This window comes from Streptomyces zagrosensis, from assembly GCF_014203645.1.
GTDB classification, from domain to species: domain Bacteria; phylum Actinomycetota; class Actinomycetes; order Streptomycetales; family Streptomycetaceae; genus Streptomyces; species Streptomyces zagrosensis.
This window is the reverse complement of sequence record NZ_JACHJL010000015.1, coordinates 145,897-172,121: the sequence shown is the minus strand read 5'-3', so window position 1 is coordinate 172,121 and position 26,225 is coordinate 145,897. Positions and strand designations below refer to the sequence as shown.

Below are 26,225 nucleotides of genomic sequence, written 5' to 3'. Positions count from 1 at the left end.
CCGTTTGTGGGCCGCCCGGGGCCCAGCCGCCACGACCGATGACGACCAACGCGACCGATGCCAACCAAAGACGATCAATGTGACCGAATGAGGCCAACGGCAAGCAACAGCAAGCAGCGGTGACCCACGCCAACCAATGCCAACCAACGCGGCGATTCAGCGAAGTGCCTCCCCCGCGCCCCCAAAGTCCGCACCCTTTAGATCCACGTGTCCAGCCATATCCGGTCTCGCCAGGTGTCGATGGGGATGGGCTGGCCCGTGTAGATGGGGAAGAAGTAGATGAAGTTCCAGACGATCAGCAGGACCAGTCCGCCCGCGGTGACCGTGCCGATGATGCGGCGGCGTTCGGTGGAGCCTGGGGGGCCGATGATGGCGCCGAGCATCATGGCGACCGCAAGACAGAGGAACGGGATGAAGACCACCGCGTAGAAGGAGAAGATCGTGCGCTCCTGGTACGCGAACCAGGGCAGTAGCCCGGCCGCCGTGCCGCACAGGATTGCGCCCGCGCGCCAGTCGCGGCGCAGGGCCCAGCGGTAGAGGAGGTACAGCAGCGCGAAGCATGCCGTCCACCACAACAGCGGGGTGCCTAGGGCGAGTACCTCGCGGGCGCACTTCTCGGTGGCGTCGGCCGGGCAGCCGTCTTCGCCGGGCTTGGGGGACTCGTAGAAGTACGAGACGGGGCGCGACTGGACGAGCCAGCTCCAGGGGTTCGACTGATACGTATGCGGCGAGTCGAGGCCCACGTGGAAGTCGTAGACCTCCTTCTCGTAGTGCCACAGGCTGCGCAGGGGGTTGAGCAGCCACGCGAAGGTGCCGTTGTCCGAGTGGCCGCCATCGGTTTCGGCCCAGTGTCGGAAGTAGCCGCTGTGTTGCCAGCCGCGCTGCTCGCTGTAGCTGCCGCTGTTGGCGAACCAGCCGGCCCAGGTGGCGACGTACGTGCCGATGGCGACCGGCACGGTGGCGAGGAACGCCCACGGCACGTCCCGGCGCAAAGCGGTGCGGTAGGGGCGCCAAGCGCCAGCCGTGCGTCGGGCGCCCGCGTCCCACATCACCGTCATCAGCCCGAACGCGGCCAGCACGTACAGCCCGTTCCACTTGGTGCCGCAGGCCAGGCCGAGGCAGACGCCAGCCGCGATCCGCCAGGGCCGCCAGCCGAGCCCAAGGCGTTCGGCAACCGTCTCGTCCGGCCTGGCGAGGCCGTCGGGGCCGATTGGAAGCGCCCTTGCGAGCCGGGCGCGCGCGCGGTCGCGGTCCACGAGGAGAGCGCCGAACGCCGCCAGGATGAAGAACATCAGCACCAGGTCGAGCAGCGCGGTGCGGCTCATCACGAAGTGCAGCCCGTCCACGGCCAGCAGGCCGCCCGCAAGGCAGCCGAGTGCGGTGGAGCGGAAGAGTCGGCGCCCGATGCGGCACAGCATCAGCACCGAGAGCGTACCGAGGACGGCCACCATGAACCGCCAGCCGAACGGATCGAGCCCGAAGAGCTGTTCACCGAACGCGATGACCCACTTGCCGACCGGCGGATGCACCACGTAAGCGGGGGCGTCGCCGAGCGGGATGCGTCGCGGGCTGTCCAGGATGTGGTCGTTGGCGTCCTTGTGCCAGGTGCCTTCGTACCCGAACTGGAGCAGCGACCAGGCGTCCTTGGCGTAGTACGTCTCGTCGAATATCACCGCTTTCGGGCTGTCGAGCCGCCAGAACCGCAGGAGGCCCGCGAACAGGGCGACCAGCAGCGGCCCGCCCCAGCCCGCGCAACGGGCCAGTCGCTGCGCCACCAGTGGGCTCATGCCGAGAGCGGTCCACAGCCGGGTGCCGGGTTCGGGGTAGGGCGGCACCAGCCGGTCACGGACATCGGTCCGCGCCCGGCCCGCGTAACCGAATCGGCGCAGCCGCAGCTGCCAGGGCAGCGGCTGCTGATCGGCGGCTTGGCCCCGCTGGGCATGGGTCGCGATGTCACTCGTCACCGCGCCATCGTAGGGAACGCTGTTGTGGGAGTCGCGAGTGCGGCACTTCGATGACCGTGTCGATGCCGGTCGTCCTGGTGCGTGTACGGGTGCGAGTGTGTGTACGAGTGCCCGGGCCGGACCGGTTTGGGTTCGGGTCTGGCCGGTCCGGGTTCAGCTTCGGGCCGGTGTCGATCCGCCGGTGCGTTCAGGCGCACACCCGCACCCCCGGTCCGTCTCGCTGTGAGCGTGCCGGGTTGGTGTCCGCGCGGCTGGGAGGATGGGCGGGTGACTGGAACGGTGAGCGGAACACTTGTACTCGCAGGGACCCCAATCGGCGACCCGGCCGACGCGCCGCCGCGGCTGGCCGTCGAGCTTGCCGCGGCTGAGGTGATCGCGGCCGAGGACACCCGGCGGCTGCGCCGGCTGACCCAAGCCCTCGACGTGCGGCCGACCGCCCGGGTGGTCTCCTATTTCGAGGGCAACGAGTCCGCGCGTACGCCGGACCTGGTGGAGGCGCTGCTGGGCGGGGCGCGGGTGCTGCTGGTGACCGATGCGGGCATGCCATCGGTCTCCGACCCCGGCTACCGGCTCGTTGCCGCCGCCGTCGAACACGGCATCACCGTGACCGCCGTTCCGGGCCCGTCCGCCGTGCTCACCGCGCTTGCTGTCTCCGGGCTGCCGGTGGACCGCTTCTGCTTCGAGGGTTTTCCGCCGCGCAAGTCGGGCGAGCGGCTCAGCCGACTGCGCGACGTCGCGGCTGAACGCCGCACCCTCGTGTACTTCGAGTCGCCGCACCGGGTGGCCGAGACGCTGACGGCCATGGCCGACGCGTTCGGCGCGGAGCGGCGTGCGGCCGTGTGCCGGGAGCTGACGAAGACGTACGAGGAGGTCAAGCGCGGCCCGCTGGCGGAGTTGGCCGAGTGGGCCGCCGGTGACGTACGCGGGGAGATCACCATCGTGGTCGAGGGGGCGCCGGAGCCCGGGCCACAGGACCTGACGCCCGCGGAGCTGGCCCGCCGTGTCGCGGTCCGCGAGGAGGAGGCGGGGGAGCGGCGCAAGGAGGCCATCGCGGCGGTTGCGGCCGAGACGGGGCTGCCCAAGCGTGAGGTGTTCGACGCGGTCGTGGCGGCGAAGAACGCGGGGCGCGGGACTGGATGAGGGGCTCCGCGAAGGCGTGGGGCTCCGCGGGGGCATGGGGCGTGAGTGCACCACAGGGGTCGGCGTGGCTCGTGCCCGAAGGATGGCGTGGGGAGTGCGTACAGCGCAGGGGGTATTTTTCGCGGCCGGCGCCTCAGGGTGCCGTATGAATTTCGTCGTAACCGCTCGGCGGAGAGTTGTGACCGCTCCGCGGAGATTGTTTTGGGAAATCTCGTGGCCGCCAGCGGTAGGTTGACCCGGCAGGGATATGGGGTGGCCGCTGCGTGAATGATTGCCGCAGTATTCGTCGTAGCCGTAGCAGGAAGCCGTTGCGGGATTTTCATGGTAGCTGCACGAGATATGGCGCAGGACGTTCCGTAGCCTCTGGGGCTGGTGGGTCGTGGGGGCTCGGATGAGCGGGGCTGAGCTAACAATGAGCGCATACGCTGCGAAAACATGGTCACTTCCGCTATGGGCGTCTCCGGCGGAACCCCATGGGAGGTAAAAGGGTCTCCGCGGAATGTAAAGGTTCGACCGCGTAACAGGGTGCTTGTGGCATGGAGTATTCAAATCTCCATCAAGGAGCGGGAACGGCTACTGCGGACCCGCTGAAAGAGGCGTCCACTGGAGGAGGGGGAAAGCCCCAATCCCGAAAGGCTTGTCTTACGGACAAGAGGAGCTGCCATGAGCGAATCCGCAGGAACTCCAGGCGGTAGCCACTCCATAGCCCAGGCATTGGCCCAGTCCAATGCGCTGGCTCGAACACAGGCGCTGGCCTATGGCGATGTGGGTGCTGAGCCCGTCGTACACGAGGCGTACGCGTTCGCGTGCATGCGTTGCGGATACGGCTGGGAGCAGTCGTACGACATCGAGCACCACGCGGACGCCCTGGGGCAGCCGCACGTGAGCTATCACACGGACGGTGAACGCGTGCCCTCTCCGCTCACCAGGCCGAGTTGTGTCAAGTGCGGTGCCCATATCGTGCGCATCATGCGATCGGGTCAGGTGTCCTCGGTCTCCTCCGCGGCGGGCGCCCGGCGCGAGCAGGCACCGCGCCAGCGCACCGTGGACAGGGGCGTGCCCAGCGCTGCCCGGGGCAAGGGCCCCGGGCTTGGTGGAGCGTTGGATGGGCCCGGCCTCGCGCCGACGCCCGAACCGGCAGCGGGTCCGCCCACCAAGGACCGCGGAAACCACTGGCACCTTGCGGATATCTGGCCCTTCCACCGCAAGTGAGCAAGCGAGCAAATGAGCTATGCGTGCTGTGAGTACGCGGACTCTGCGCGCCTGAGTGCGTGAGTCGTACGTGCCCAGCGCGTGCACGGGCAACAGGGGGTGGCGGAGCGGTCACCCTGCCGGCCAGCCTCCGATCCGGTTGGCCCGACGCTGCATCTGTCTGAGCGCGCCCCACACGCGCCCCCTGGACACCCGCTGGCCCTCGGGCCCCAGCCCAAACCCTCGGGCTCCCGGCCCAACCCATGCACGCCTCCGTAGGGCTTCATAGAATTGCGGCCATGGCGGAAACGGCACACACCAGCGGCGACAGCGATACGAGCCGCGACGGCAATACCCCGGGCCCGAGCGCAGGCCAGGGCATCGGGCAGCGAAGCGGCCGTGCCGGTGTCGGTGTCGGTGTCGGTGCCAAGAGTGCTGGCAGGAGTGCCGGCGGTGGGGCCCGGTCCAAGGACAGTCCGCCGCCGCTCCCTGAGCCCTTGCGGGTGCCGGTCGCCGACTCGCACACCCATCTCGACATGCAGCAGGGCACGGTCGCCGAAGCGCTCGCCAAGGCGGCGTCGGTTGGCGTGCACACCGTCATTCAGGTCGGCTGCGACCTGGCGGGCTCGCGTTGGGCGGCGGAGACGGCCGCCGCGTACGACAGCGTGTGGGCGACCGTGGCCCTGCACCCCAACGAGGCCCCGCGCATCGTGCTCGGCGATCCCGACGTCCCCCAGGTGGGCGGCCGGCCCCGGCAGGGGCGCCCGCCCGGTGGCGATGCCGCGCTCGATGCCGCGCTGGAGGAGATCGACACGTTGGCGGCGCTTCCGCACGTGCGCGGCGTCGGCGAAACCGGGCTCGACTACTTCCGTACCGGCCCGGAGGGCGTGGCCGCACAGCAACTCTCCTTTCGTCGGCATATCGACATTGCCAAGCGGCACGGCAAGGCGCTGGTCATCCATGATCGCGAGGCGCACGAGGACGTGTTGCGGCTGCTGGAGGAGGAGGGCGCGCCGGAACGGGTCGTCTTCCACTGCTACTCGGGCGACGCCACGATGGCCAAGATCTGCGCGGAGTACGGCTACTACATGTCCTTCGCCGGCAACATCACCTTCAAGAACGCCCAGCCGCTACGCGACGCCCTCGCGGTCGCCCCGCTCGACCTCGTCCTGGTGGAGACGGACGCGCCGTTCCTGACCCCGATCCCGTATCGGGGGCGCCCCAACGCCCCGTATCTGATCCCGCTGACGCTGCGCGCGATGGCCGCGGTACGTGGCATCGGCGAGGACGCCTTGGCGACGGCGGTCGCGGCCAACACGGCGCGGGCCTTCGCTTACTCACCGTGCTCCGACCGTGACCACGGGGCTTGCGGGGGCGGCCGGCCGACCCCGGCGGGCGGCCGGGGCGCGGGCCGGGCCGCGGCCGTAAACTCAAGCGGTGAGCTCCGCCCCTGACGCCGATCCCCGCGTCCCCCAGCCAACCAACGCCGAAGCCATCCCCAACCCCACCCCCAACGCCACCTCGGGCACCACCTCCGGCGCTGCCGCGCCGGCCGCCGCCGGTAGCGCCGCCGAGGCGGGCCCCGGTGCCGAATCGTCCGTCGCGCTGCTCGGGCCCGCCGACGTTCGCGAACTGGCCGCCGCGCTCGGCGTACGCCCCACCAAGCAGCGCGGTCAGAATTTCGTGATCGACGCGAACACCGTGCGCCGCATCGTGCGCACCGCGGGGGTACGGCCCGATGACACGGTCGTGGAGGTCGGGCCCGGCCTTGGCTCGCTGACCCTGGCGCTGCTCGAAGCAGCCGCGTGGGTCACGGCGGTGGAGATCGATGACGTGCTCGCCGATGCGCTGCCCGCGACGGTGGCCGCCCGGCTGCCGGAGCGCGCCGGGGACTTCGCACTGGTGCACTCGGACGCGATGCGGATCACCGAGTTGCCCGGGCCGCCGCCGACAGCGATGGTCGCCAACCTTCCGTACAACGTCGCCGTGCCCGTCCTGCTGCACATGCTCGCGACCTTCCCCACCGTCGAGCGGACGCTCGTGATGGTGCAGGCCGAGGTTGCCGACCGGCTCGCGGCGCCGCCGGGCTCCAAGGTGTACGGGGTGCCCTCGGTGAAGGCCGCCTGGTACGCGGAGGTCAAGCGGGCCGGGGCGATTGGCCGCAACGTCTTCTGGCCGGCGCCGAACGTGGACTCCGGGCTCGTCTCGCTGGTCCGGCGCGCAGCGCCGCCGCAGACGAGCGCGACGAAGAAGGAGGTGTTCGCGGTCGTGGACGCGGCCTTCGCGCAGCGCCGCAAGACGCTGCGGGCGGCGCTCGCGGGCTGGGCGGGCTCGGCGGCGGCAGCCGAGACGGCGTTGGTGGCCGCCGGGATCTCGCCGCAGGCGCGGGGGGAGTCGCTCACGGTGGAGGAGTTCGCGGCGATCGCGGAGCACGCTCCCGGCCGGTGACCGCGCCATCCCTCGCTGCGCTCGGGATGGGCCGAGTCCCAGGCACCAGGCGACGGGGGCGCCTTCGGCGATGGCGCGGCAGCTCGCATACGCGGCTGGTCTGCCCGAGCCGGATCACGACGTTCTTCGTCTGCGAGGAGTACCCGGGAGCGGGGCACGGCCTCTTCATCACCCACGCCGAGCGCATCAACCAGGAATTGCTTGGCTTCATCGAGGACATCTCGACCCGTGCCGAGTGAGCGCTGGTTATCGGTGGCGTCACTCGGATGAGCTCGTCGTGAGCACTTATCGCCGCTGGCCCGTATGACCTCCCGTACTCGCCGCTCCTTCGCACCCTTGTCTGTCGCAGCGCGCCAGGTGACTCGGCACGTTCTCAGCGGGCAGCGGGCAGCGGGCAGCGGGGAGCGGGGAGCGGCGAGCAGGAGGCGGTGCCGGGGAGGTGGCGGACGACGGCACAGACGCGTCGCCAGCCCCGAGCGAGCACAACCGACCTCCGTCACCGGCGCGTTTCGGGCCGGCGGGGCGGCCGGCGCCGGGCCGAGACTGGTCTTGGTTCCCGCCTGGTCCGCGGTGGTGTCCGCCATGCGGCGAACAAGATGCTGACAGCGCCGATCACCGCCTGAAGCGCCGCCACACCAACTGATAGGCAGATCGCGGTGCAGGCGGCCAGGATGCACACGAGCGCGATCAAGTCGACTTTGCGGTGATCGGAATCCGCCGTGAATTCCGGGGCGGTACGTGACGGGGCAAGATCCTCGCCCGATGGCTCAACCTGTGGCGACAACGTCGGTCCTTCCCAGTTGGGAAGGGCGGGCGCGAGGAAAACAGTCCCCGGAAAAGCAACAAGCCGCTTCGCGCCGCATGTCTCCTGGGGTTAATTCCCCGGCTTCCTATCGCTTGCGCGATGAAGCCCGCCCCCCAAAAACATGCAGCCAAGCGGCTACACACGAGAACCATAAGGCGGCCACCGATGCGACGTCAACTCCCCCTACAGGCATGGTTATTGCCTGTCAGGTCCGGCCCCGGTAGTGCCACGTTGAGTTCGGACTCTGGTGCTGATATAAGCCTGAGATCGGCCGAAGAAGATCTAGTCCATACGCGCATACAGCGGATGGAATGCATACGCATCCGCCCATTGGGGGGTTGCGCACCGTTGCTCTTCCCGCGATCGCTCACAGGGTGTCGCGGCCGACGATCAGGAGTACGGACTTGCACCGCACCTCGCGTCTTCGCACCACACTCCTCGCGCTGACCGCCGCAGCGGCGGTCGCCATGACTGTCGCCACCCCAGCGAGCGCCGCCCCGGCTTCTACACATCGGGCCACATCGGCCACATCGGCCACCGCGACCAATGTCGGCCCGGTCGTGGTCTACCTCACCGGTATGGGTGGCGGCCCGGCGAATATCGCGGGCGCCGCCGCGGTCAACCACTTCGTCCAGCAGGCCGCCGAACTGGGATTCAGCAACTCGCAGTGCCGCATCACGGACGGGCCGCTCTTGCAGCACGTGACCGGTAACTACTACAACGCCATGGTCAAGGGCACCTGTTCGGGCGACCCGGCATCGAGCCCCCCCACCCGGAGCCTCAACCGGCTGATCGGACCGAACGGCGAGCACATCAGCACCGTGTGGAACGTGCCTCCGGGCTACCGCGTCGAAGGCAGCCTCGGCCATCTGTACACGTCCCCGCGCGAGGGCACCGTGCCGCTCTACCACTGCGTCGTCCGCAAGGACAATTTCCTGTCCGGCGACGTGAACTGCGAAGGTCAGACCTATGTGACCCGCCTCGGCTGGATGTACCCAGGGCAGCCGTCCGACGTGGGCACGCTACCGCTGATGCGGTGCATGGTCGGCAGCCACCGTGAGTTCTTCGAGTCCAACCAGGCCAACTGCGAAGGCCAAGCCTCCGGCGGCCAGCTCGGCTGGATCTTCACGGGCTGACGCACACGCGCAACCCTGGCGGTCGGCCTCCGTGCGACGGGGGCCGACCGCCAGGCACCTTCGCGCCTTGGCGCAGCGCGGGTCGTGATGGCGCAGCGCGGCTCGCGACGGCACAGTACGAGTCGCGACCGGAAGCCCGCGGTCGGCCGCCAGGGCGCGGCGGTTGCCTATTGACTTCCGCTCCCTGGGCTACGCGAATGCGCAGGGGCTTGGGGCCGTCCTTGACGCCGCACTGCGAGCAGACCTGGGGGGTCGGCTCGAACCGCCCGATGCGCAGGAAGCCGCGGCCGAACTTCACGGCCTTGTACTCCAGGTACTCCAGCATCGTCACGAATGCGGACCATCCCGCGTCGTGGACGGACGTGGCCAAGCGCGTACGGGCGAGCCCCTTCACCGCCAGGTCCTCAACGGCAATCGCTTGGTTATCGCGAATGATCCTCGTTGAGAGCTGGTGGTGGAACTCGTGCCGTGCGTCGGCCACCTGCGCGTGAGCGCGGGCGACCTTGATGCGGGCCTTGTCCCTGTTCTTCGACCCCTTGGCCTTGCGGGACAGGCGGCGCTGTTGCCTCTTGAGTTTCTTCTCGGCCCGGCGCAGGAAGCGCGGGGCGTCGATCTTCGTGCCGTCGGACAGGACCGCGAAGTGCCCAAGGCCCAGGTCGATGCCGACGGCGGATGCCACCTCGGGCAGCGCCTGGGGGTCGGTTGCCACGACGAAGGGCGCGAAGTACCTCCCGGCAGCGTCTTTGATCACGGTTACCGTGGACGGCCTGGAGGGCAGGCTGCGGGACCATGTGACCCGCACGTCACCGATCTTCGGCAGACACAGGTGTCCGCCCATCGTGATCTTCCATCGGGCGTTCGCAGTAAACCGTACGGCCTGCCGATTGTCCTTGCGGGACTTGAACCGGGGCGCTCCCGTGCGCGGGCGCTTCCCACAATCGCTTCACCACCGGGCTGAAGCCCGGTGCACTGCGATCAATCCCGGTAGCCTGACGGCGGAGACACCTGGCCCGATCGCGCGAAGCTGCACGGACGCGCAGGTTCGCCAAGAGCCGCCGGTAGCCGCCGGTATCTATCGGACGCCTGTCGGCGCCCGCCGGGAGCTGTTGCCGTCCGGTGTGCGAGACGCGCAGCCCCATCGGTCCGCGGCACCTGGCCGAAACTCCGTAGGGTGCGATCATCACCAACCGCCGTTGCCCGCGCCGTGCTGCGGCCATCGATTCGAGGAGCCAAGAGACCGTGACTGCCTCCATCGCCGTTCGCGTCCCGGCCAAGGTCAACGCCCAACTCGCGGTGGGTGGCCGCAGGCCGGACGGATTCCACGACCTGGCCAACGTCTTCTTCGCCGTTGGCCTGTATGACGAGATCACGGTCACGCCGGCCGATGAGTTGCGGATCACGGTCGAGGGCCCGGACGCCGACCAGGTGCCGTGCGACCGTACGAATCTCGCCGCACGCGCCGCCGAACTGCTCGCCGCCCGGCACGGCATCGAGCCTCGCGTGCATATCCACATCAGCAAGGACATTCCGGTCGCCGGTGGCATGGCGGGCGGCAGCGCCGATGGCGCCGGGGCGCTGCTGGCCTGCGATGCGTTGTGGGGCACGGGGGCATCGCGTACCGAGCTTTTGGACATGTGCGCCGAGTTGGGCAGTGATGTGCCGTTCAGCCTGGTGGGCGGGGCGGCGCTAGGGCGGGGGCGGGGCGAACTGCTCACCCCGCTCGCCGTGGGCGGCACGTTCCACTGGGTCTTCGCGGTGGCAGACGGCGGCCTTTCGACGCCCGCGGTCTACGGCGAGTGCGACCGGCTGCGCGCCGAGCACGGCACCGGGGCCACGACGGACGACGTGCCGGACCCCGAGCCATCGGCTGCCCTGCTGAGCGCGCTGCACGACGGCGACACCACGGCGCTGGCCGGCGCGCTGGCCGCGGGCACCGCTGGCTCCAGCAATGACCTTCAGGCGGCGGCCATCTCGCTGCGCCCCGCGCTGGCCGACACCCTGCGGGCCGGTACGGAGGCGGGGGCGCTCGCCGCCCTCGTCTCGGGGTCGGGCCCGACCTGCGCCTTCCTGGCCAAGGACGCGGCAGGCGCCGAGCAGGTAGCGGCGGCGCTCCGCGCCTCCGGAACGTGCCGGACGGCCCGGGTGGCCGCGGGCCCGGCGGCGGGAGCCACGGTCGTACGGGACAGCCGGAACGCTGCGGACGCCTGAGCCTCCGCCGGGAGCCCTGGGGCGTACGGAACCGCTGGTCCGCGTACGGAACCGTCGGCCCGTGTACCGCAACGTCGGCCCGTGGACCGGAACGCCGGGGCAAGCGAGGCATGCGGGGTGGCCGGGAGCACGTGGACCGTACGCAGGCGTCGAGATGCCCAGGATGGCCGGCGTGTCGCGTCGATCCGCCCGGTGCGCACCGGCGAGATTCGGCGGGCGCCGGGCGACGACTACGCTGGGACCCGAACGTCCCCCGCACCAGGAGTGAGATGGCAACGAACCTCGTCAATCTGGAAACCGTCGGCAAGGTGTACGGCACCCGTGCCCTGCTCGACGGGATCTCCCTCGGCGTCAGCGAGGGCGACCGGATCGGCGTCGTCGGCCGCAACGGAGACGGCAAGACCACCCTCATCCGGATGCTCGCCAAGCTGGAGGAGCCCGATCGAGGACGCGTCACGCACTCCGGCGGGCTACGGCTCGGGGTGCTGACGCAGCACGATTCGCTGGACCCGACAGCCACCGTGCGGCATGAGGTGATCGGCGATCTCGCCGACCACGAGTGGGCGGGCAACGCCAAGGTCCGCGACGTGCTGACCGGTCTGTTCGGCGGGCTCGACCTGCCCGGCTTCCCGCAGGGTCTGGACACGGTGATCGGGCCGCTGTCCGGCGGTGAGCGGCGCCGGATCGCGCTCGCCAAACTGCTGATCGGCGAGCCCGGGCTGATCGTGCTCGACGAGCCGACCAACCACCTCGACGTCGAGGGCATCTCGTGGCTGGCGAGCCATCTGCGGGCGCGCCGCTCGGCGCTGGTGGTCGTCACCCACGACCGGTGGTTCCTGGACCAGGTCTGCACCCGGATGTGGGACGTCCAGCGCGGCCAGGTGCACGAGTACGAGGGCGGGTACAGCGACTACGTCTTCGCCCGCGCCGAGCGCGAGCGCATCGCGGCCACCGAGGAGACCAAGCGGCAAAACCTCATGCGCAAGGAGCTGGCCTGGCTGCGGCGCGGTGCTCCGGCTCGTACGAGCAAGCCGCGCTTTCGCATCGAGGCCGCTAACGCGCTGATCGCCGACGTGCCGCCGCCGCGTGACAGTGCCGAGCTGATGAAGTTCGCGAACTCGCGGCTCGGCAAGACCGTGTTCGACCTGGAGGACGTGACGGTCCAGGCCGGACCCAAGACCTTGCTCAAGCATCTGACCTGGCAGCTCGGGCCGGGTGACCGGATCGGTTTGGTCGGTGTCAACGGCGCGGGCAAGACGTCGCTGCTGCGGGCGATGGAGCAGGCGGCCCGTACGGACGGTGAGGTACAGCCCGCGGCCGGCCGGGTCGTGGTGGGTAAGACGGTGCGGTTGGCCTACCTGTCGCAGGAAGTTGCCGAGGTGGAGCCGACCTGGCGGGTCCTTGAGGCCGTCGAGCGGGTGCGGCAGCGGGTTGACCTCGGTAACGGCCGGGAGATGACCGCATCGCAGCTGTGCGAGAAGTTCGGTTTCACCAAGGAGAAGCAGTGGACGCCGGTCGGTGATCTGTCCGGCGGTGAGCGGCGGCGGTTGCAGATCTTGCGGTTGCTGATGGACGAGCCCAATGTGCTCTTCCTCGACGAGCCGACCAACGACCTCGACATCGAGACGCTGACCCAGCTTGAGGACGTACTCGACAGTTGGCCCGGCTCGCTCGTGGTGATCAGCCACGACCGGTACTTCATCGAGCGCACCACGGACCGGGTGCAGGCGCTGCTCGGCGACACCACGCTGCGGATGCTGCCGCGCGGCATCGAGGAGTACCTGGAACGGCGGCGGCGCATGCAGGCCGCGGCCGTTGCCGCGCCGGCCGCCTCAGCTGCTTCGTCCGCGTCATCTGCATCATCTGCATCACCGGGCGGTGCCGCCGGGGGCGAGCAGGATCGGCCGCGGGAGAAGTCGGCGGGCGAGTCCCGTGCCGCGCAGAAGGAGTTGCAGCGCATCGAGCGCCGCCTTGGCAAGATCAATGAGCAGGAGACCACGCTGCACGCCCAGATCGCCGAGCACGCCACCAACTTCGAGCGGGTTGCCGAACTCGACGGCCGACTGCGGGAGCTGTCGGGCGAACGGGACGAACTGGAATCGCGTTGGCTGGAACTCGCCGAAGACGCATGACCGTTCGCCCGCATCGCCCCGCGGCCTGACGGCTCGATCGGTGCGGGCCCGGCGGCCCCTGCGGCCGGGTCGCCCACGTTCCGCCCCATGATGGGGGCGGCGGCGCGGACTCGGGGATTCCCGTCCCGGGTGGTGCAACAGTCTCGTCACGGGCCGGTATCAGCTCTCAGGTGCGGCTGCTACCGGCACCTGCCATGCGATGACCGGGTGATACAAAGAACCTCCGCTCGCCTGCCCATTACCAGGCCGCAGTCATGTCCGATTCGCTCCTTCTCCGATGGATTTCAGCCAATGGGGGCCGCGGGGGAGGCCACTCGTCCATGGACCCGCACGAGAAGGAATGTTGATGTCACAGCCGCCCAACCAGCCGCCGTCGAGCGGTCAGCCGCCGCAGGGCGGCTTCGGCGCCCCGCAAGACCCCGGCACCGGGAAGACGCCAGGCTTCGGTGACGCCGCCGAGGGATACCCGCAGCAGACCCCACAGCCCGGTTACGGCTATCCGCAGCAGCCCCCGGCGCAGGCGGGCGGTTACGGCTACCCGCAGCAACAGCCCGGCCAGCCCCCGCAGGCCCCGCCGCCGCCGGGGCCGCCCGGCACTCCGCCACCGCCAGGGCCGCCCGGCGCACCGCCGCAGGCCCCGCCCGCTGGGGCCGGTGGCTACGGCTATCCGCAGGCACCGCCGCCCGGCGCCGGTGGCTATGGCTACCCAACACAGCCGGGCGCGCCGGGCCAGCCGTACGCCCAGACCTCACAGGGCGGGTACGGGCAGTCGCCGTACGCCCCGACGCAGATAGGCCAGCAGCCTTACGCTCCGGCGCAGTACGGCCAGCCCGGGCAGCAGCCCTACGGACAGGCCCCGCAGGGGAACTACCCGCCGGGCGCGCAGGTCCCCGGCGCCGCACCCGCCGGCGGCGGCAACCGGCCGGGCAAGCAGCGCATGGCGCTCATCGTCAGTGCCGTGGTGGCGATCGCGTTGGTCGTCGGCGGAGGCGTGTGGCTCGCCACCAAGGATGGCGACGCCGACACCAAGGCCGAGAAGAAGAACGGCAGCAGCCAGGGCGCCGAAGGCGGCGAAAAGGGCGAGAACGGCGAGAACAACGGCGTCAAGAAGCGGCCCAAGCCGAAGTTGGTGGGCGGCAACCTGATCGCCAAGGTCCCGATGCCCAAGGTCAAGGAGCAGGCGAACTCGCCCGGTCTGTGGGCCACCGACACGGTGTGGGCAAAGGGCCAGATCGACAAGATCGTCGGTTACCCGGCCAGCGGCGGCTCGGCACCGCAGTGGGAGATTCCGCTGGGTGGTGAGCTGTGCTGGGGCAGCAGCCAGGTCACCAAGGAGGGCCTGACCACCGTGGTCTTCCAGGACGGCAAGCCGACCGTGGAGAACAAGTACCCGGACTGTAGCGAGGTTGGCCTGGTCGATCTGGCCAACGGCAAGCTCGTATGGCAGCGCAGCATCAAGGAAGCCGACGAGAAGCTGGAGTTCGACGAGGTCACCATCGGCGGTGGCACCATCGCCGCGGGCGGCCTGGACGGCGGCGCCGCCTGGTCGATGAAGGGCGACAAGCTCTGGTCGCCGCAGCCGAACGAGGAGTGCTCGGATTACGGGTACGGCGGCGGCCCGAAGTTGGTCGCGGTGCGCGGTTGCGGCGAGTTCGGCGAGGCGCGGATGTCGGTCCAGCTCATCAACCCCAAGGACGGCAACGTCCTGTCGGAGTACAAGCTCACCGACGGCATCGAAGACGTGCACGTGATCTCCACGGAGCCGATGGTCATCGGCGTCAACGCGGGTGACTCATCGGGCGCTGCGGTCTCCGACTTCATGACGATCGACCCGTCCCAGAGCAAGGGCAAGCTGGTCAGCAAGATCGCCACCGGCAACGGCAAGTTCACCCCGGAGTGCTCGACCAACGAGGTCGAGTCGTGCAGCAAGGTCGTCGTCACCAAGGACAAGCTGTTCATGGCGACCGAGGAGCGCAGCAGCAGTTCCGACACGCTGCCGGAGAACGAGATCGTCGCCTACTCGCTACAGACCGGCAAGTCCGTGGGCAAGACCGATGGCGTGCCGGACGCGAGCATCACCCCGGTTGGCCTAGACGAGGACGGCTACCTCATCGCGTACCAGGACACCACGTACAACAAGGGCGGCGCGATCTGGCAGGTCGATCCGACGAACTACGAGAAGGCCAAGCTGATGCAGAACGCGACGGCCACCGCGGAGACCGAGTCGAACTACAGCATGGGCCACGAGCTGTTCTTGTACGCCAACAAAAAGCTGTACATGGGCGACATTTACGCCACCGAGCCGCGCGACTATCAGCGCGGTGAGGATCTGATCGCCATGGTTTTTGGCCCCAACTGACCCGTGCAGCACTGATGCACATGTGGCGGCCCCGCCGGTACGTTCCGTACTGGCGGGGCCGTTGTCGTGCTGCGGCACGGCACGGCATGGCACGCCGCGCCGTGACGTGCCCTTCGCGGCGCGAAGTAAGCGCTATGGGATGTATTTCGACATTCCGGGACGCTTCTTCCTGCTAAGGGGCGCGCAACGTCGAACGAGCGTGTAGCTTCCGGGGGCAAGAGGTCGGGGGCCGTGCGCAGCAGGGGGGCTTGCGCAGCCACGGTGGCGCGACCTCGGTCAGCGCGGGGGCCACGGACATCCGGGACTGTCGTCCCCGGGCGGATGGGGGGGAGTTCATGGGCGTGAGAGTCATGGTGGTCGATGACCACCGACTACTCGCCGAGGCACTCGCCTCGGCGTTGAAGCTCCGCGGGCATCGGGTGCTCGCCGCTGCCGCGCCGAGTGCGGGCGCTGCGGACCTCGTGGTGAGCCGGGCACCCGAGGTGTGTCTGCTCGGCACCGGAACCCCCGCGGAACCGGGCGCATTTGAGCCGGTGATACGGATCAAGCGGGAGCGACCCCAGGTCGCGGTCGTGGTGCTCGGCCCGGTGCCGAGTCCGCGGGGCATCGCCGCCGCCTTCGCGGCGGGGGCATCCGGTTATGTGCGCCACGACGAACGCATCGAGGGCGTCGAGCGCGCCATGATCAAGGCGCGTGCCGGGGATGCGGCGGTGGCGCCCCAGCTCCTCCAGGGGGCGTTCGCCGAGCTGCTGAACCCCGCAGCCCAGCCCGATGACGAGGGCGCCCGGTTGCTTCAACTGCTCACACCACGCGAGGTGGAGGTGCTGGTACGGGTTGCTGAGGGGGAGGACACCCGGCTGATCGCGGCGGGCATGGCCATCGCCCCGAGTACGGCTCGTACGCATGTGCAGCGCGTTTTGATGAAGTTGGGCGTCGGCTCCCGCCTTGAGGCGGCGGCGCTTGCCGCCCGTACGGGGCTGCTCGACCGGGCCGCGGCCAGCCGGCGCGCCATCGACCTCCCCAGCGCGCTGGGCGAGGGCGGCGTGGGCCACGCCACTCCAGGTGAGACGGGCGCTGCGGGCGCTGCGGGCGCTGCGGGTTTTGGGGGCGCGGCGGGCCCGACCGGGCACGGGCCTGGCGCTGTCGGAGGCCAGCCGCCATCGGGTCAGGCGCCGCCGGGTCAACTGCCGCCGGGCCAGGTGCCGCCGGGCCGGGGTTCCGCTGGGCAGGGGCCTTACTACGGTCGGGGCGCGTCGGGCCAAGGCGCCGCGGGGCGCCCATGGGGGCGCGGATTCCCCGGCCAGGGCCACCCGGGCCGCCCCGAGGCCGGCCCTGGCACCGGCCCAGCGCCTGGGGCTGCGGGCAGGGCCTGAGCGAGGGCGCGACGTACTGGGGCTGGGACGCAACTGCCCAGCCCAGCCCAGCCCCGTACTGCACGACACAGCACCGTACGGGCCGTGCCGGAGGCGCCGCGCCGTACCGTACGGTGGCGGGCTCAGTGGCCGGAAGTGTTCCGTTCGGGGCCGGCTGCGGGATCTGCGGCTGCTTCCGCCGCTGCGTCCGGCGCCGGGGGCGGCGGGGGCATGGGGCGCAGCTAGAGCCAGCCGAGGAAGAAGAGGCCGAGGGCCAGCATGCCCAGGCCCGTCCAGAGGTTGATGTTGATGCCCTCGGCCTTCTTCAGGTCCGCGTCAGATGCCGTCAGGCCCGCGATGGTGACGATGACGCCGTAGACCACGAACAAGCCGCCGATGATGCGGCGTACGTCGAAGAGTCGCGCGGCGGTCGCGGACGTGCGCTCAAGCTCTTTGACCTCGTGCTGATAGTCGCTCATGCGGATGCATCCTTCGCGTGAGAGTGCGCGTAAGCGGGCGGGTGGCCGTCACGCAGCGGGTGGGCGGGGGTCACAGCGAGAACGGGATGTAGCACAGCGCGGCCAACACCACGGCGCCCCAGCCGAGCAGCGCGGGCTTGCGGTACCAGGCGTCGTCGCCTTCGGCCGGCGCTTCCTCCAGGCCGGGCGACTTGGTGCCGTAGACGAGGCCGGCCAGTTGCTCCACCGGCTTTGGCTTGGTCACCAGGGTGACCACCAGCATCACCACGGCGCCGACGACGAAGGCCACGATCGCCGAGACGAAGTTCGCCCCCTGGTCGGAGGGGATGTCGATGACGTGCTGCTTGTAGAGCCAGAAGTAGTTGAGCATCGCGGCCAGCGTGCCGGACAGCAGACCCCAAAAGCCGGCCGGCCCTGTGCTGCGCTTCCAGAACATGCCGATGATGAAGACGCAGAACAGCGGCACGTTGAAGAAGGAAAACAGGGTCTGGAGGTAGTTCATGATGTTGCTGAAGCTGGAGGCGATGAACGCCGTGCCCATGCCCAGGATGACGCCGACTGCGGTGACCCAGCGGCCGGTTGCCAGGTAGTACGCGTCGGCCCGGTCCTTCTTCACGTACGCGGCCCAAATGTCGTTGGTGAACACCGTGTTGAACGAGGAGACGTTGGCGGCCATGCCTGCCATGAACGCGGCCAGCAGGCCGGTCACCGCGATGCCGAGCACGCCGTTGGGTAGCAGATCGCGCATGAGGACCGGAATGGCGTCGTTGTACTGGAGGCCGCTGCCCTCCTTGCCCAGCGTCGGTTCCATCACGAGGGCGATAAGGCCGGGCACGATGACGACCATCGGGATGAGGATCTTGGGGAAGGCCGCGATCAGCGGGGTCCGCTTGGCGGCCGAGAGGTTCTTCGCGGAGAGCGCGCGCTGTACCTCGGCGAAGTTGGTGGTCCAGTAGCCGAAGCTCAGCACGAAGCCAAGGCCCAAGACGATGGTGAGCCAGTTGGCGCCGAGCGCGTTGGCCTCGCCGATGCCGGTGCCGTCCCAGGCGCTGAGGAAGTTCTCACCCTGCGAGCCGTGCGAGCCCTGCGCGCCGCCCTTGCCGGTGAGCGAGTCGGTCAGCCCGTCCCAACCGCCGACCCGCTTGAGGCCGACGATGGTCAGCGGAATGAGCGCGGCGAGGATAACGAAGAACTGGAGTACCTCGTTGTAGATGGCCGAGGACAGTCCGCCCAGCGTGATGTAGCCGAGCACGAAGAAGCCGGCCACGACGATGGCCACCCACTGCGGCCAGCCGAGTAGTGCCTCAAGCACGATCGCCATGGCGTACAGGTTCACGCCGGCGATCAGCACCGATGACACCGCGAAGATGAGGGAGCTGAGCAGGTGCGAGGAAGGCCCGAAGCGGTGCAGCAAGAACTCCGGTACGGACCTGACCTTCGACCCGTAGTAGAAGGGCATCATCACCAGGCCCAGGAACACCATGGCCGGGATGGCGCCGATCCAATACCAGTGCACGGTGTATGCGCCGTACTGTGCGCCGTTCGCGGCCATGCCCAGGATCTCCGTCGCCCCCAGGTTGGCAGCGACGAACGCGAGACCGGTGACCCAGGCGGGCAGTGACCGTCCGGACAGGAAGAAGTCGAGGCTTGTCTTGACGCTGCGCCGGGCCGCGAAGCCGATGCCCAGGACGACGACGAAGTAGATGGCAAGGATCGAGTAATCGAGCCAGTTGGTGGAGAGCCGGAGTCCTTCGGCTAGCTGATACATGGGCTTCTCGCTTCTTCGCGCGAACGGAACGGCAAAAAAGTACGCGCTATTGTTGATTTCTGAAAGCTTATGTTGGAATGTTTTCGGATCGTGACAGGGGTGCAGGGTGAAGAAGACGTCGGTCAGGCTCGCGGATGGCCGTGAGCTGATCTATTACGACTCCCGGGACGACCTGGTGCGCAGCGAGGAGGACCCACGCCCGCTGGAGCCCGTCGCCACGTCGTCCGAGATTCGCGTCGATCGGCTGCTCGGCGACAGCGTCGCCATCGCCTCGCACCGACAGACCCGCACCTACCACCCGCCCGCCGACGCATGCCCGCTGTGCCCCTCGCTCCCGAGCGCCCCCGGGGAGAGCGGGTCGCGCTGCGCGCGGCGCAGCGAAATCCCCGCCACCGACTACGACGTGGTCGTCTTCGAGAACCGCTTCCCCTCGCTCGCCGGAGACTCGGGCCGCTGCGAGGTCGTGTGCTTCACCGCCGACCACGACGCCTCCTTCGCTGACCTCACCGAGCAACAGGCCGCCCTGGTCCTGGACGCCTGGACCGACCGCACGGCGGAGTTGGCCGAACTGCCCGCCGTGCGACAGGTGTTCTGTTTCGAGAACCGCGGCGCCGAAATCGGGGTGACACTTGGTCACCCGCACGGCCAGATCTACGCGTACCCCTTTGTCACCCCGCGCACCGCGCGCATGCTGGAGTCGCTTGCCGCGCATCGCGAGCGCACTGCTGGCCGCAACCTCTTCGATGACGTGGTCGCTGACGAGGTGGCCGATGGGCGGCGGATCGTCGTGGACGCCGAGCACTGGACGGCCTTCGTTCCCTATGCCGCCCACTGGCCGTACGAGGTGCACCTCTACCCCAAGCGGCGCGTGCCCGATATGCGCGCCCTAGACGAGCCGGCGCGCGCCGAGTTTCCGCGGGTCTACCTGGAGTTGCTGCGCCGTTTCGATCGGATCTTTGGCCCCGATGAGCCGCCCACGCCCTACATCTCGGCCTGGCACCAGGCGCCGTTTCGCACGCCTGACCGTGCCGACTTCGCGCTTCACCTTGAGCTTTTCACCATTCGACGCACTTCCGGCAAGCTGAAGTTCCTCGCGGGTTCCGAATCTGGCATGAATGTGTTCATCAACGATGTGCCGCCGGAGGACGCGGCGCAGCGACTGCGAGAGGTAGCGAGTACGTGAGCGATGGACAGAAGTACCTGGTCACCGGCGGAGCGGGATATGTCGGGAGCGTGGTCGCCGCACATCTGCTGGCGGCCGGACACCGGGTGACCGTCTTGGACGACTTGTCCACCGGGCACCGGGTGAGCGTGCCCGAGGGCGCGGAGTTCATCGAGGGGCGCATCCAGGACGTGGCGCGCTGGCTGGACTCCTCGTACGACGGCGTGCTGCACTTCGCCGCGTCCTCGCAGGTCGGCGAGTCGGTCGCGCACCCCGAGAAGTATTGGTCGAACAACGTCGGTGGCAGCATGGCGCTGCTCGCCGCCATGCGCGACGCGGGCGTACGCACCCTCGTCTTCTCCTCCACGGCCGCCACCTACGGCGAGCCCGCCACGTCCCCGATCACCGAGGACACCGCGACCGCGCCGACCAATCCGTACGGCGCCAGCAAGCTCGCCGTGGACCACATGATCAGCAGTGAGTGCACCGCGCACGGCCTGGCCGCCGTCTCGCTGCGCTACTTCAACGTCGCCGGCGCGCACGGCAGTTACGGCGAGCGGCACGACCCCGAGACGCATCTGATCCCGCTGGTGCTCCAGGTCGCCCAGGGCAAGCGCGAGGCGATCTCCGTGTTCGGTGACGACTACCCGACCCCGGACGGCACCTGCGTACGCGATTACATCCACGTCGCCGACCTCGCCGAGGCCCATCTGCTCGCCCTCACCGCGGCCACCGGCGGCGAGCACCTGATCTGCAACCTCGGCAACGGCAACGGCTTCTCGGTGCGCGAGGTCATCGAGACGGTGCGCAAGGTCACCGGGCACCCGGTGCCCGAGGTGACCGCACCGCGCCGTGGCGGCGACCCGGCGGTCCTTGTCGCCTCTGCCGAGCGAGCCAAGGACCGACTCGGTTGGCAGCCGACCCGCGCCGACCTGGCCGGGATCGTGGCGGACGCCTGGGAGTTCGTCAGGCAAGGAGAGTAGGAGAGCGTGTGAGTGACAGCGGTACGCGGCGGCCAGAGCCGCAACGAGACAGCGGTGCGCGGGGGCCTGCTGTGGATTCGGGTGGCGCGGCCACTGATGGCGCGCCCGGACCTGCGGAGGTGTCGGCCGTTGTCGCCGGGTTCGATGAGGTCTACGGCGCCGAACCTGCCGGCGTGTGGGCGGCGCCCGGCCGGGTCAACCTGATCGGCGAGCACACCGACATCAGCGAGGGCCTCGTCATGCCGCTCGCCCTGCCCCACGCCACGCTGGCCGCCGCTTCGCCGCGCGAGGACGGGGTGCTGCGGCTGCACTCGGCCGATGTGCCCGGTGGCGTCGTGGAACTACGCTCCGACGCGCTGGCTCCCGAGTCCGGCGCCGGTTGGGCGGCCTACCCGGCCGGGGTGCTGTGGGCGATGCGCGAGGCGGGCCTTGCGGTCGGCGGCGCCGAACTGCACTTCACCAGCACGGTACCCACCGGCGCCGGGCTCTCCTCGTCGGCGGCGCTTGAGGTGGCCACGGCGAGCGCGCTGAACGAGCTGTACGGGCTCGGGCTGACCACCGAGCGAATCGCCCAGCTTGCCCAGCGTGCGGAGAACGGGTTCGTCGGGGTGCCCTGCGGGATCATGGACCAGATGGCATCCGCCTGCTGTACGGCGGGGCACGCGCTGTATCTGGACACCCGGGACCTCACCCACCGGCACGTCCCCTTCGATGTGGCAGCCCAGGGGCTGCGCCTGTTGGTGGTCGATACCCGGGTCAAACACGAGCTCGGAGACGGCGCGTACGCGAACCGGCGCGCCGCATGCGAGCGAGGTGCGCGGGCGCTCGGCGTGCGCGCCCTGCGCGATGTTCCGTACGCGCTTCTCAACGCTGCCCTGGATAAGCTGGCCGATAACCCCGCCGTCCAGCGCAGGGTGCGGCACGTCGTGACCGAAAACCGGCGGGTGGAAGAGGTCATCGCGCTGCTCGACGCGGGCGACACCCGAGCGATCGGCCCGGTGCTCACCGCCGGCCACGTTTCGCTCCGCGACGACTACGAGGTGTCCTGTGCCGAACTCGACCTTGTGGTGGAGTCGGCCAACGCGGCGGGCGCGCTCGGGGCGCGGATGACCGGCGGCGGCTTCGGCGGCAGCGCCATCGTGCTCGTGGAAGAGGCAGCCGCGGACCCGATCGCCACGGCCATCAACGAGGCGTTCGCGATGGCACACGCCCGCCCGCCGCGCATCTTCCCCGCGCTCCCCGCCGCGGGCTCTCGGCGGCTACTCCTCCGGTAGCCAAGAGCGGCGAACCTGGCCCGCTCCCATGCGGACCACCATGGCCTGCGGGAGCGGTCGCCCAGGTCTGCGTCTTCGCCTGGCCAGTGCCGAGCCAGCACCGTGTTCGGCGCGCGCAGTGCGGATAGTCTCGGCCAGTCACCGCGTACCAGCGGTGTTCGTCGCGCCGCTGCTCGTCCCTCCACGGCAGCTTTACGCACCTTGAGTAACCTCCCACATGCCTCACGATTCCGTCGGCTAAAGCGCCGTCCGTACTGGCCCGTAAGAGCTGAACGGGCTGCTCCGTATCCGCTTCCGTTGCGTGGAGAGTGCATAGGGCACCGATGTAGGCGGCGTAGGAGTCTTCCGGCCATTCCTCGATCGCTTTTCTATGGCTGATTGACTTCTTCCTTAATGTGGAACGCAGGGCCCAGCCTCAACAGTTACGCGGGCAGTTTCGTCAATTCGCTTCCGTTGCCCGACCCCGGTCGTAGGCTGATGCACAGTGCCGATGGGGGCCGGCGCTTATCAGGGGGCGAGACAGGCAGGTGCGACGCTTGGGGCAGCGTCTTCGTCACCGCACGGCGGCGGCCGTGGGGATGAGGACGCATCCCGTGGGATTCGGCCAGGGGGCTTGAGTTCCGGGCGCCGTACCCGCACTGTTTGCTCGTGCCACGCGTTCTACCTGGCCACTCGCCAGGTTTGCACGGTTCTCCTTACGTACCGTTTCGTGGTTATCGCGCTTTCTGTTCGACGTTCTTCGTTTCTCTGTATCCGCGTTCGCGGACATGGGCAGTCCATGGGGGTGGCTATGGCACGTATCCGAGTTCTGGTGGCCGACGACCATCGCATCTTCGCCGAGTCGCTCGCCGCCGCCCTCGCTGCGGAACCGGACGTGGACGTCGCGGCAGCCGGGAGCGGCCCGGCCGCCATACGTTGTCTGGAGCGGGCGTCTGCCGAAGGGCGCCGCTTCGACGTCCTTTTAGTGGACGCGGACTTAGGCGCCGCCATCACCGATATCGCGCCACCCAGGCCCGAGCGACTCCCCGACGGCGCACAGGAGCGTGCCGAGCGCCGGGTGGTCGATGGGATCACGCTGGTCAGCGGGGTGCGTACGAGCCAGCCCGGAGTGCGCACCGTGGTGCTCGCCGAGCGCGATGACCCGCGCCGAGCGGCGCTCGCCCTCCAGGCGGGGGCCAGCGGCTGGGTGGCCAAGGACTGCTCGCTCTCGCGGCTCCTCGCGGTGATCCGGGGCGTGCTCCGCGATGAGACGCACCTGCCGCCCGCACTACTGACGGGCGTCCTACGGGAATTGACCGCGGCACGTAAGCACCGCACCGAAAGCGAGCGCCTCGTGGAGTCGCTGACGCCGCGTGAGCGCGAGGTGCTGCGCTGCATGGTGGCCGGGCTCGGCCGTAAGGCGGTCGCGGAGCGGCTGTATCTGTCGCCGCACACGGTGCGTACGCACATGCAAAACGTGCTTGGCAAACTGGGCGTGCACTCCACCTTGGCGGCGGTCGCGCTGGCTCGCCGGGCGGGGGTCGGCCCGGTGGATCTAGCCGGGGAGGTTGTCGAACGGGGCGGTCAGCTCGCGTAGCAGACTTGCCAGTTCGCGACGCTGCTCGGAGGACAGCTCGGCCAAAATGGCCCGCTCCTGGGCGAGCAGCCCGGCCAGCGCCTGATCGGCGCGGTCGCGGCCTTCCGGGGTCAGCCGGACCAGCACACCACGCCGATCGCTGGGATCGGGCAGCCGCTCAACGAGCCCCTTCTTGGCGAGCCTGTCGATGCGGTTGGTCATGGTGCCCGAGGTGACCAGCGTCTGAGTGAGTAGTTGCCCGGGCGAGAGCTGGTACGGGGCTCCTGCGCGCCGCAGCGAGGTCAGTACGTCGAACTCCCACGGCTCCAACTGATGCTCGGCGAAGGCGAGCCGCCGCGCCCTGTCCAGGTGCCTGGCGAGCCTGCTGACGCGGCTCAGCACCTCCAGCGGTTCCACGTCGAGGTCCGGGCGTTCCCGCCGCCACGCCGCGACCAGCCGATCGACCTCGTCCTCCATGACGATCAGTGTAATGGGTCTGTCGATATGAAGTCTCTTGACGTCAAGAGATATTTGCGTCGATGCTTGGGCATCGAAGGGCGGGAAGCGTCCCGGCGCTTCGGATCGTCCTGAACCTGCAAGGGGGCTCGAACATGCACGCCGCACCACAATGGGACCCGCAGCAATATCTCCGCCACTCCGTCCACCGCACCCGCCCATTCCTCGATCTCCTCGCCCGCATCCCCGACTTACCGGGGACCACCGCCGCAGCGCCCGCCATCAGCGCCACGCCCGAGACCGCCGCAACGCCCGCCACCAGCGCTAGAACAGGCGCCAGCGCACCGACCCGGACCGGCACGACCGCCCCCCGGATAGCCGATCTGGGCTGCGGCCCCGGCAATGTCACTGCCCTCCTCGCCACCCGCTGGCCCAACGCACACGTCACCGGATACGACAACTCCACCGACATGCTCCGCGAGGCCCAGGTGTACGCCGGGCCCACCGAGGGCGGCGGCAACCTCGACTTCAAGCCCGCCGACGCCGGCACCTGGGTGCCCGAGGAGACCTTCGACCTGATCGTGTCCAACGCGGCCCTACAGTGGGTGCCCGACCACGCCGACTCCTTCGAGTCGTGGGTCAACGCGCTGACCCCCAACGGCACCTTCGCCTTTCAGGTGCCCGGCAACTTCACCTCGCCCAGCCATGCGCTCCTGGGCGACCTGTGCGACACCCCGCGCTGGCGCGGACGCCTGGACGGACTCGGCCGCCGCTTCGTGCACATCCTCACACCCGCCGCCTACCTGGAGCGTCTCATCGGCCTCGGCTGCGCGGTGGACGCGTGGGAGACCACCTACGTACAGGTGCTCACCGGCGCCGACCCGGTACTCGAATGGGTCAAGGGCACCGCACTGCGCCCCGTCCTGACCGCCCTGGCAGACGACCCGGCAGCGGCCGAGGAATTCCTCGCCGAGTACCGGGACCTGCTGCGCAAGGCGTATCCCCAGGGGCCATACGGCACGGTCTTCCCCTTCCGCCGCATCTTCGTCGTGGCACATCGGGTGGGCGGATGATCACCGCGTTCGACCATGTGCAGCTCGCTGCCCCGCCCGGCAGCGAGGCGGCGCTGCGCGCCTACTACGTGGGGATACTCGGCCTGACCGAGGTGCCCAAGCCCCCATCGCTCGCGGCCCGGGGCGGTTGCTGGTTCGCGGCTGGTGCGGTCTGCCTGCACCTGGGCATCGACCCGCACTTCCGCCCCGCAGCCAAGGCGCACCCCGGGCTGCGGGTCCAGGGCATCGACACGTACGCGCGGCACCTCGAAGAACGCGGGGCGAAGGTGGTCTGGGACGACAACCTTCCAGGCCACCGCCGCTTCTATGGCGAGGACCCGGTGGGCAATCGGCTGGAGTTCTTGGAACCCGAGGCCGCAGCCACCCAGCCGGAACCCGCACGGACGACGTTCACAGCCTCCGATGCCACAGCCCCCGATGCCACAGCCCGCGATGCCACAGCCTCCGGCACCTTGGCGGCGCCCACCTACGGGGAGTCCCGAGCGAGACCGGCGAGCGAGCCGGGCGCTGTGAGCGAACTGGACGCCGCGAGCGGGCTGGACGCCGCGGGGGAGCCGGGCGTCGTGGGCGAGCCGGGCGCCGTACGGGAGCCGCGTAACTGAGCTCCCCGTGCGACCCCGCCTCCACTACGCGCGGGTGTCCAGCGCCCGCATGGCTCCCCACGCCGTGTGCGGCGCCGGCGCCCGCGCGTGCCTGGTGGCGGGGCTGCGCCTTGGGGGCGGCCATGGGTGTGGCCCGAT

At 69.6% G+C, this 26,225-nt stretch carries 17 protein-coding genes and 4 pseudogenes; 16 read left to right on the top strand and 5 right to left on the bottom strand.

Going from position 1 to position 26,225, the window contains the following annotated elements; all coding sequences use genetic code 11:
* Positions 1–197 precede the first annotated feature (197 nt).
* Positions 198–1,964, bottom strand: a complete 1,767-nt coding sequence (locus FHS42_RS25850) for a dolichyl-phosphate-mannose--protein mannosyltransferase (RefSeq protein WP_184575948.1) — start codon at positions 1,962–1,964, stop codon at positions 198–200.
* A 279-nt stretch (positions 1,965–2,243) separates the two neighbouring features.
* Between FHS42_RS25850 and rsmI the strand changes: the two genes are divergently transcribed.
* From rsmI to FHS42_RS25820, 6 genes are all read left to right on the top strand, one after another.
* Positions 2,244–3,104 carry a 16S rRNA (cytidine(1402)-2'-O)-methyltransferase gene (gene rsmI / locus FHS42_RS25845; RefSeq protein ID WP_184576060.1) on the top strand — a complete coding sequence of 287 codons (861 nt, stop codon included), beginning with the start codon at positions 2,244–2,246 and terminating at the stop codon, positions 3,102–3,104.
* A 663-nt stretch (positions 3,105–3,767) separates the two neighbouring features.
* Positions 3,768–4,316, top strand: a complete 549-nt coding sequence (locus tag FHS42_RS25840) for a hypothetical protein (protein ID WP_246495399.1) — start codon at positions 3,768–3,770, stop codon at positions 4,314–4,316.
* A gap of 278 nt (positions 4,317–4,594) precedes the next feature.
* Positions 4,595–5,749 (top strand): TatD family hydrolase, encoded by a 1,155-nt coding sequence (locus FHS42_RS25835; protein ID WP_184575946.1) that lies wholly within the window; start codon positions 4,595–4,597, stop codon positions 5,747–5,749.
* Between the two features lie 151 nt (positions 5,750–5,900).
* Positions 5,901–6,743: a 16S rRNA (adenine(1518)-N(6)/adenine(1519)-N(6))-dimethyltransferase RsmA gene (gene rsmA / locus FHS42_RS25830; protein ID WP_184576055.1), complete on the top strand. Its 843-nt coding sequence runs from the start codon at positions 5,901–5,903 to the stop codon at positions 6,741–6,743.
* Positions 6,740–6,982 carry a hypothetical protein gene (locus FHS42_RS25825; protein WP_184575945.1) on the top strand — a complete coding sequence of 81 codons (243 nt, stop codon included), beginning with the start codon at positions 6,740–6,742 and terminating at the stop codon, positions 6,980–6,982. The genes rsmA and FHS42_RS25825 overlap by 4 nt, the downstream gene beginning before the upstream one ends.
* 970 nt (positions 6,983–7,952) lie before the next feature.
* Positions 7,953–8,684, top strand: coding sequence for a hypothetical protein (locus FHS42_RS25820; RefSeq protein ID WP_184575943.1), 732 nt, complete (start codon positions 7,953–7,955; stop codon positions 8,682–8,684).
* Here FHS42_RS25820 and FHS42_RS25815 read toward each other — a convergent pair.
* Positions 8,674–9,591: pseudogene (locus FHS42_RS25815) on the bottom strand (RNA-guided endonuclease InsQ/TnpB family protein); the annotation flags it as partial. The gene FHS42_RS25820 and the pseudogene FHS42_RS25815 sit on opposite strands and share 11 nt — an antisense overlap.
* A 332-nt stretch (positions 9,592–9,923) precedes the next feature.
* Between FHS42_RS25815 and FHS42_RS25810 the strand changes: the two are divergent.
* From FHS42_RS25810 to FHS42_RS25795, 4 genes and pseudogenes are all read left to right on the top strand, one after another.
* On the top strand, positions 9,924–10,892 hold the full coding sequence (locus FHS42_RS25810; RefSeq protein ID WP_184575941.1) for a 4-(cytidine 5'-diphospho)-2-C-methyl-D-erythritol kinase: 969 nt from the start codon (positions 9,924–9,926) through the stop codon (positions 10,890–10,892).
* A gap of 269 nt (positions 10,893–11,161) precedes the next feature.
* Positions 11,162–13,024: an ABC-F family ATP-binding cassette domain-containing protein gene (locus FHS42_RS25805; RefSeq protein ID WP_184575938.1), complete on the top strand. Its 1,863-nt coding sequence runs from the start codon at positions 11,162–11,164 to the stop codon at positions 13,022–13,024.
* Positions 13,025–13,370: 346 nt separating this feature from the next.
* Positions 13,371–15,383 (top strand): outer membrane protein assembly factor BamB family protein, encoded by a 2,013-nt coding sequence (locus tag FHS42_RS25800; RefSeq protein ID WP_184575936.1) that lies wholly within the window; start codon positions 13,371–13,373, stop codon positions 15,381–15,383.
* A gap of 335 nt (positions 15,384–15,718) precedes the next feature.
* A pseudogene (locus FHS42_RS25795) lies at positions 15,719–16,378 on the top strand (response regulator transcription factor); the annotation flags it as partial.
* A gap of 602 nt (positions 16,379–16,980) precedes the next feature.
* Here the strand turns inward: FHS42_RS25795 and FHS42_RS25790 are convergent.
* Both FHS42_RS25790 and FHS42_RS25785 read right to left on the bottom strand, forming a co-directional pair.
* Positions 16,981–17,214, bottom strand: a pseudogene (locus FHS42_RS25790) (hypothetical protein); the annotation flags it as partial.
* Positions 17,215–17,284: 70 nt separating this feature from the next.
* Positions 17,285–18,982, bottom strand: coding sequence for a sodium:solute symporter family protein (locus tag FHS42_RS25785; RefSeq protein ID WP_184575932.1), 1,698 nt, complete (start codon positions 18,980–18,982; stop codon positions 17,285–17,287).
* A gap of 106 nt (positions 18,983–19,088) precedes the next feature.
* Here FHS42_RS25785 and galT point away from each other — a divergent pair, with 106 nt between their 5' ends.
* The 4 genes from galT to FHS42_RS25765 all read left to right on the top strand — a co-directional run bounded on the left by galT (position 19,089) and on the right by FHS42_RS25765 (position 23,977).
* Positions 19,089–20,165 carry a galactose-1-phosphate uridylyltransferase gene (gene galT, locus FHS42_RS25780; RefSeq protein WP_184575930.1) on the top strand — a complete coding sequence of 359 codons (1,077 nt, stop codon included), beginning with the start codon at positions 19,089–19,091 and terminating at the stop codon, positions 20,163–20,165.
* Entirely contained in the window at positions 20,162–21,127 is a 966-nt protein-coding gene (gene galE / locus FHS42_RS25775; protein ID WP_184575928.1) for a UDP-glucose 4-epimerase GalE, read from the top strand. The genes galT and galE overlap by 4 nt, the downstream gene beginning before the upstream one ends.
* Before the next feature lie 119 nt (positions 21,128–21,246).
* Entirely contained in the window at positions 21,247–22,401 is a 1,155-nt protein-coding gene (galK, locus tag FHS42_RS25770; RefSeq protein WP_184576053.1) for a galactokinase, read from the top strand.
* A 790-nt stretch (positions 22,402–23,191) separates the two neighbouring features.
* Complete coding sequence (locus tag FHS42_RS25765; RefSeq protein ID WP_184575926.1) at positions 23,192–23,977, top strand: response regulator transcription factor; 786 nt, start codon at positions 23,192–23,194, stop codon at positions 23,975–23,977.
* On the opposite strand, the gene FHS42_RS25760 is transcribed toward FHS42_RS25765, so the two are convergent.
* Complete coding sequence (locus FHS42_RS25760) at positions 23,936–24,433, bottom strand: MarR family winged helix-turn-helix transcriptional regulator (RefSeq protein WP_184575924.1); 498 nt, start codon at positions 24,431–24,433, stop codon at positions 23,936–23,938. The genes FHS42_RS25765 and FHS42_RS25760 overlap by 42 nt on opposite strands.
* A 134-nt stretch (positions 24,434–24,567) precedes the next feature.
* On the opposite strand from FHS42_RS25760, the gene FHS42_RS25755 reads away from it, so the two are divergent.
* Complete coding sequence (locus tag FHS42_RS25755; protein WP_184575922.1) at positions 24,568–25,485, top strand: methyltransferase domain-containing protein; 918 nt, start codon at positions 24,568–24,570, stop codon at positions 25,483–25,485.
* Positions 25,482–25,835, top strand: a pseudogene (locus FHS42_RS36305) (VOC family protein); the annotation flags it as partial. The gene FHS42_RS25755 and the pseudogene FHS42_RS36305, both read left to right, overlap by 4 nt.
* Between the last annotated feature and the right edge of the window lie 390 nt (positions 25,836–26,225).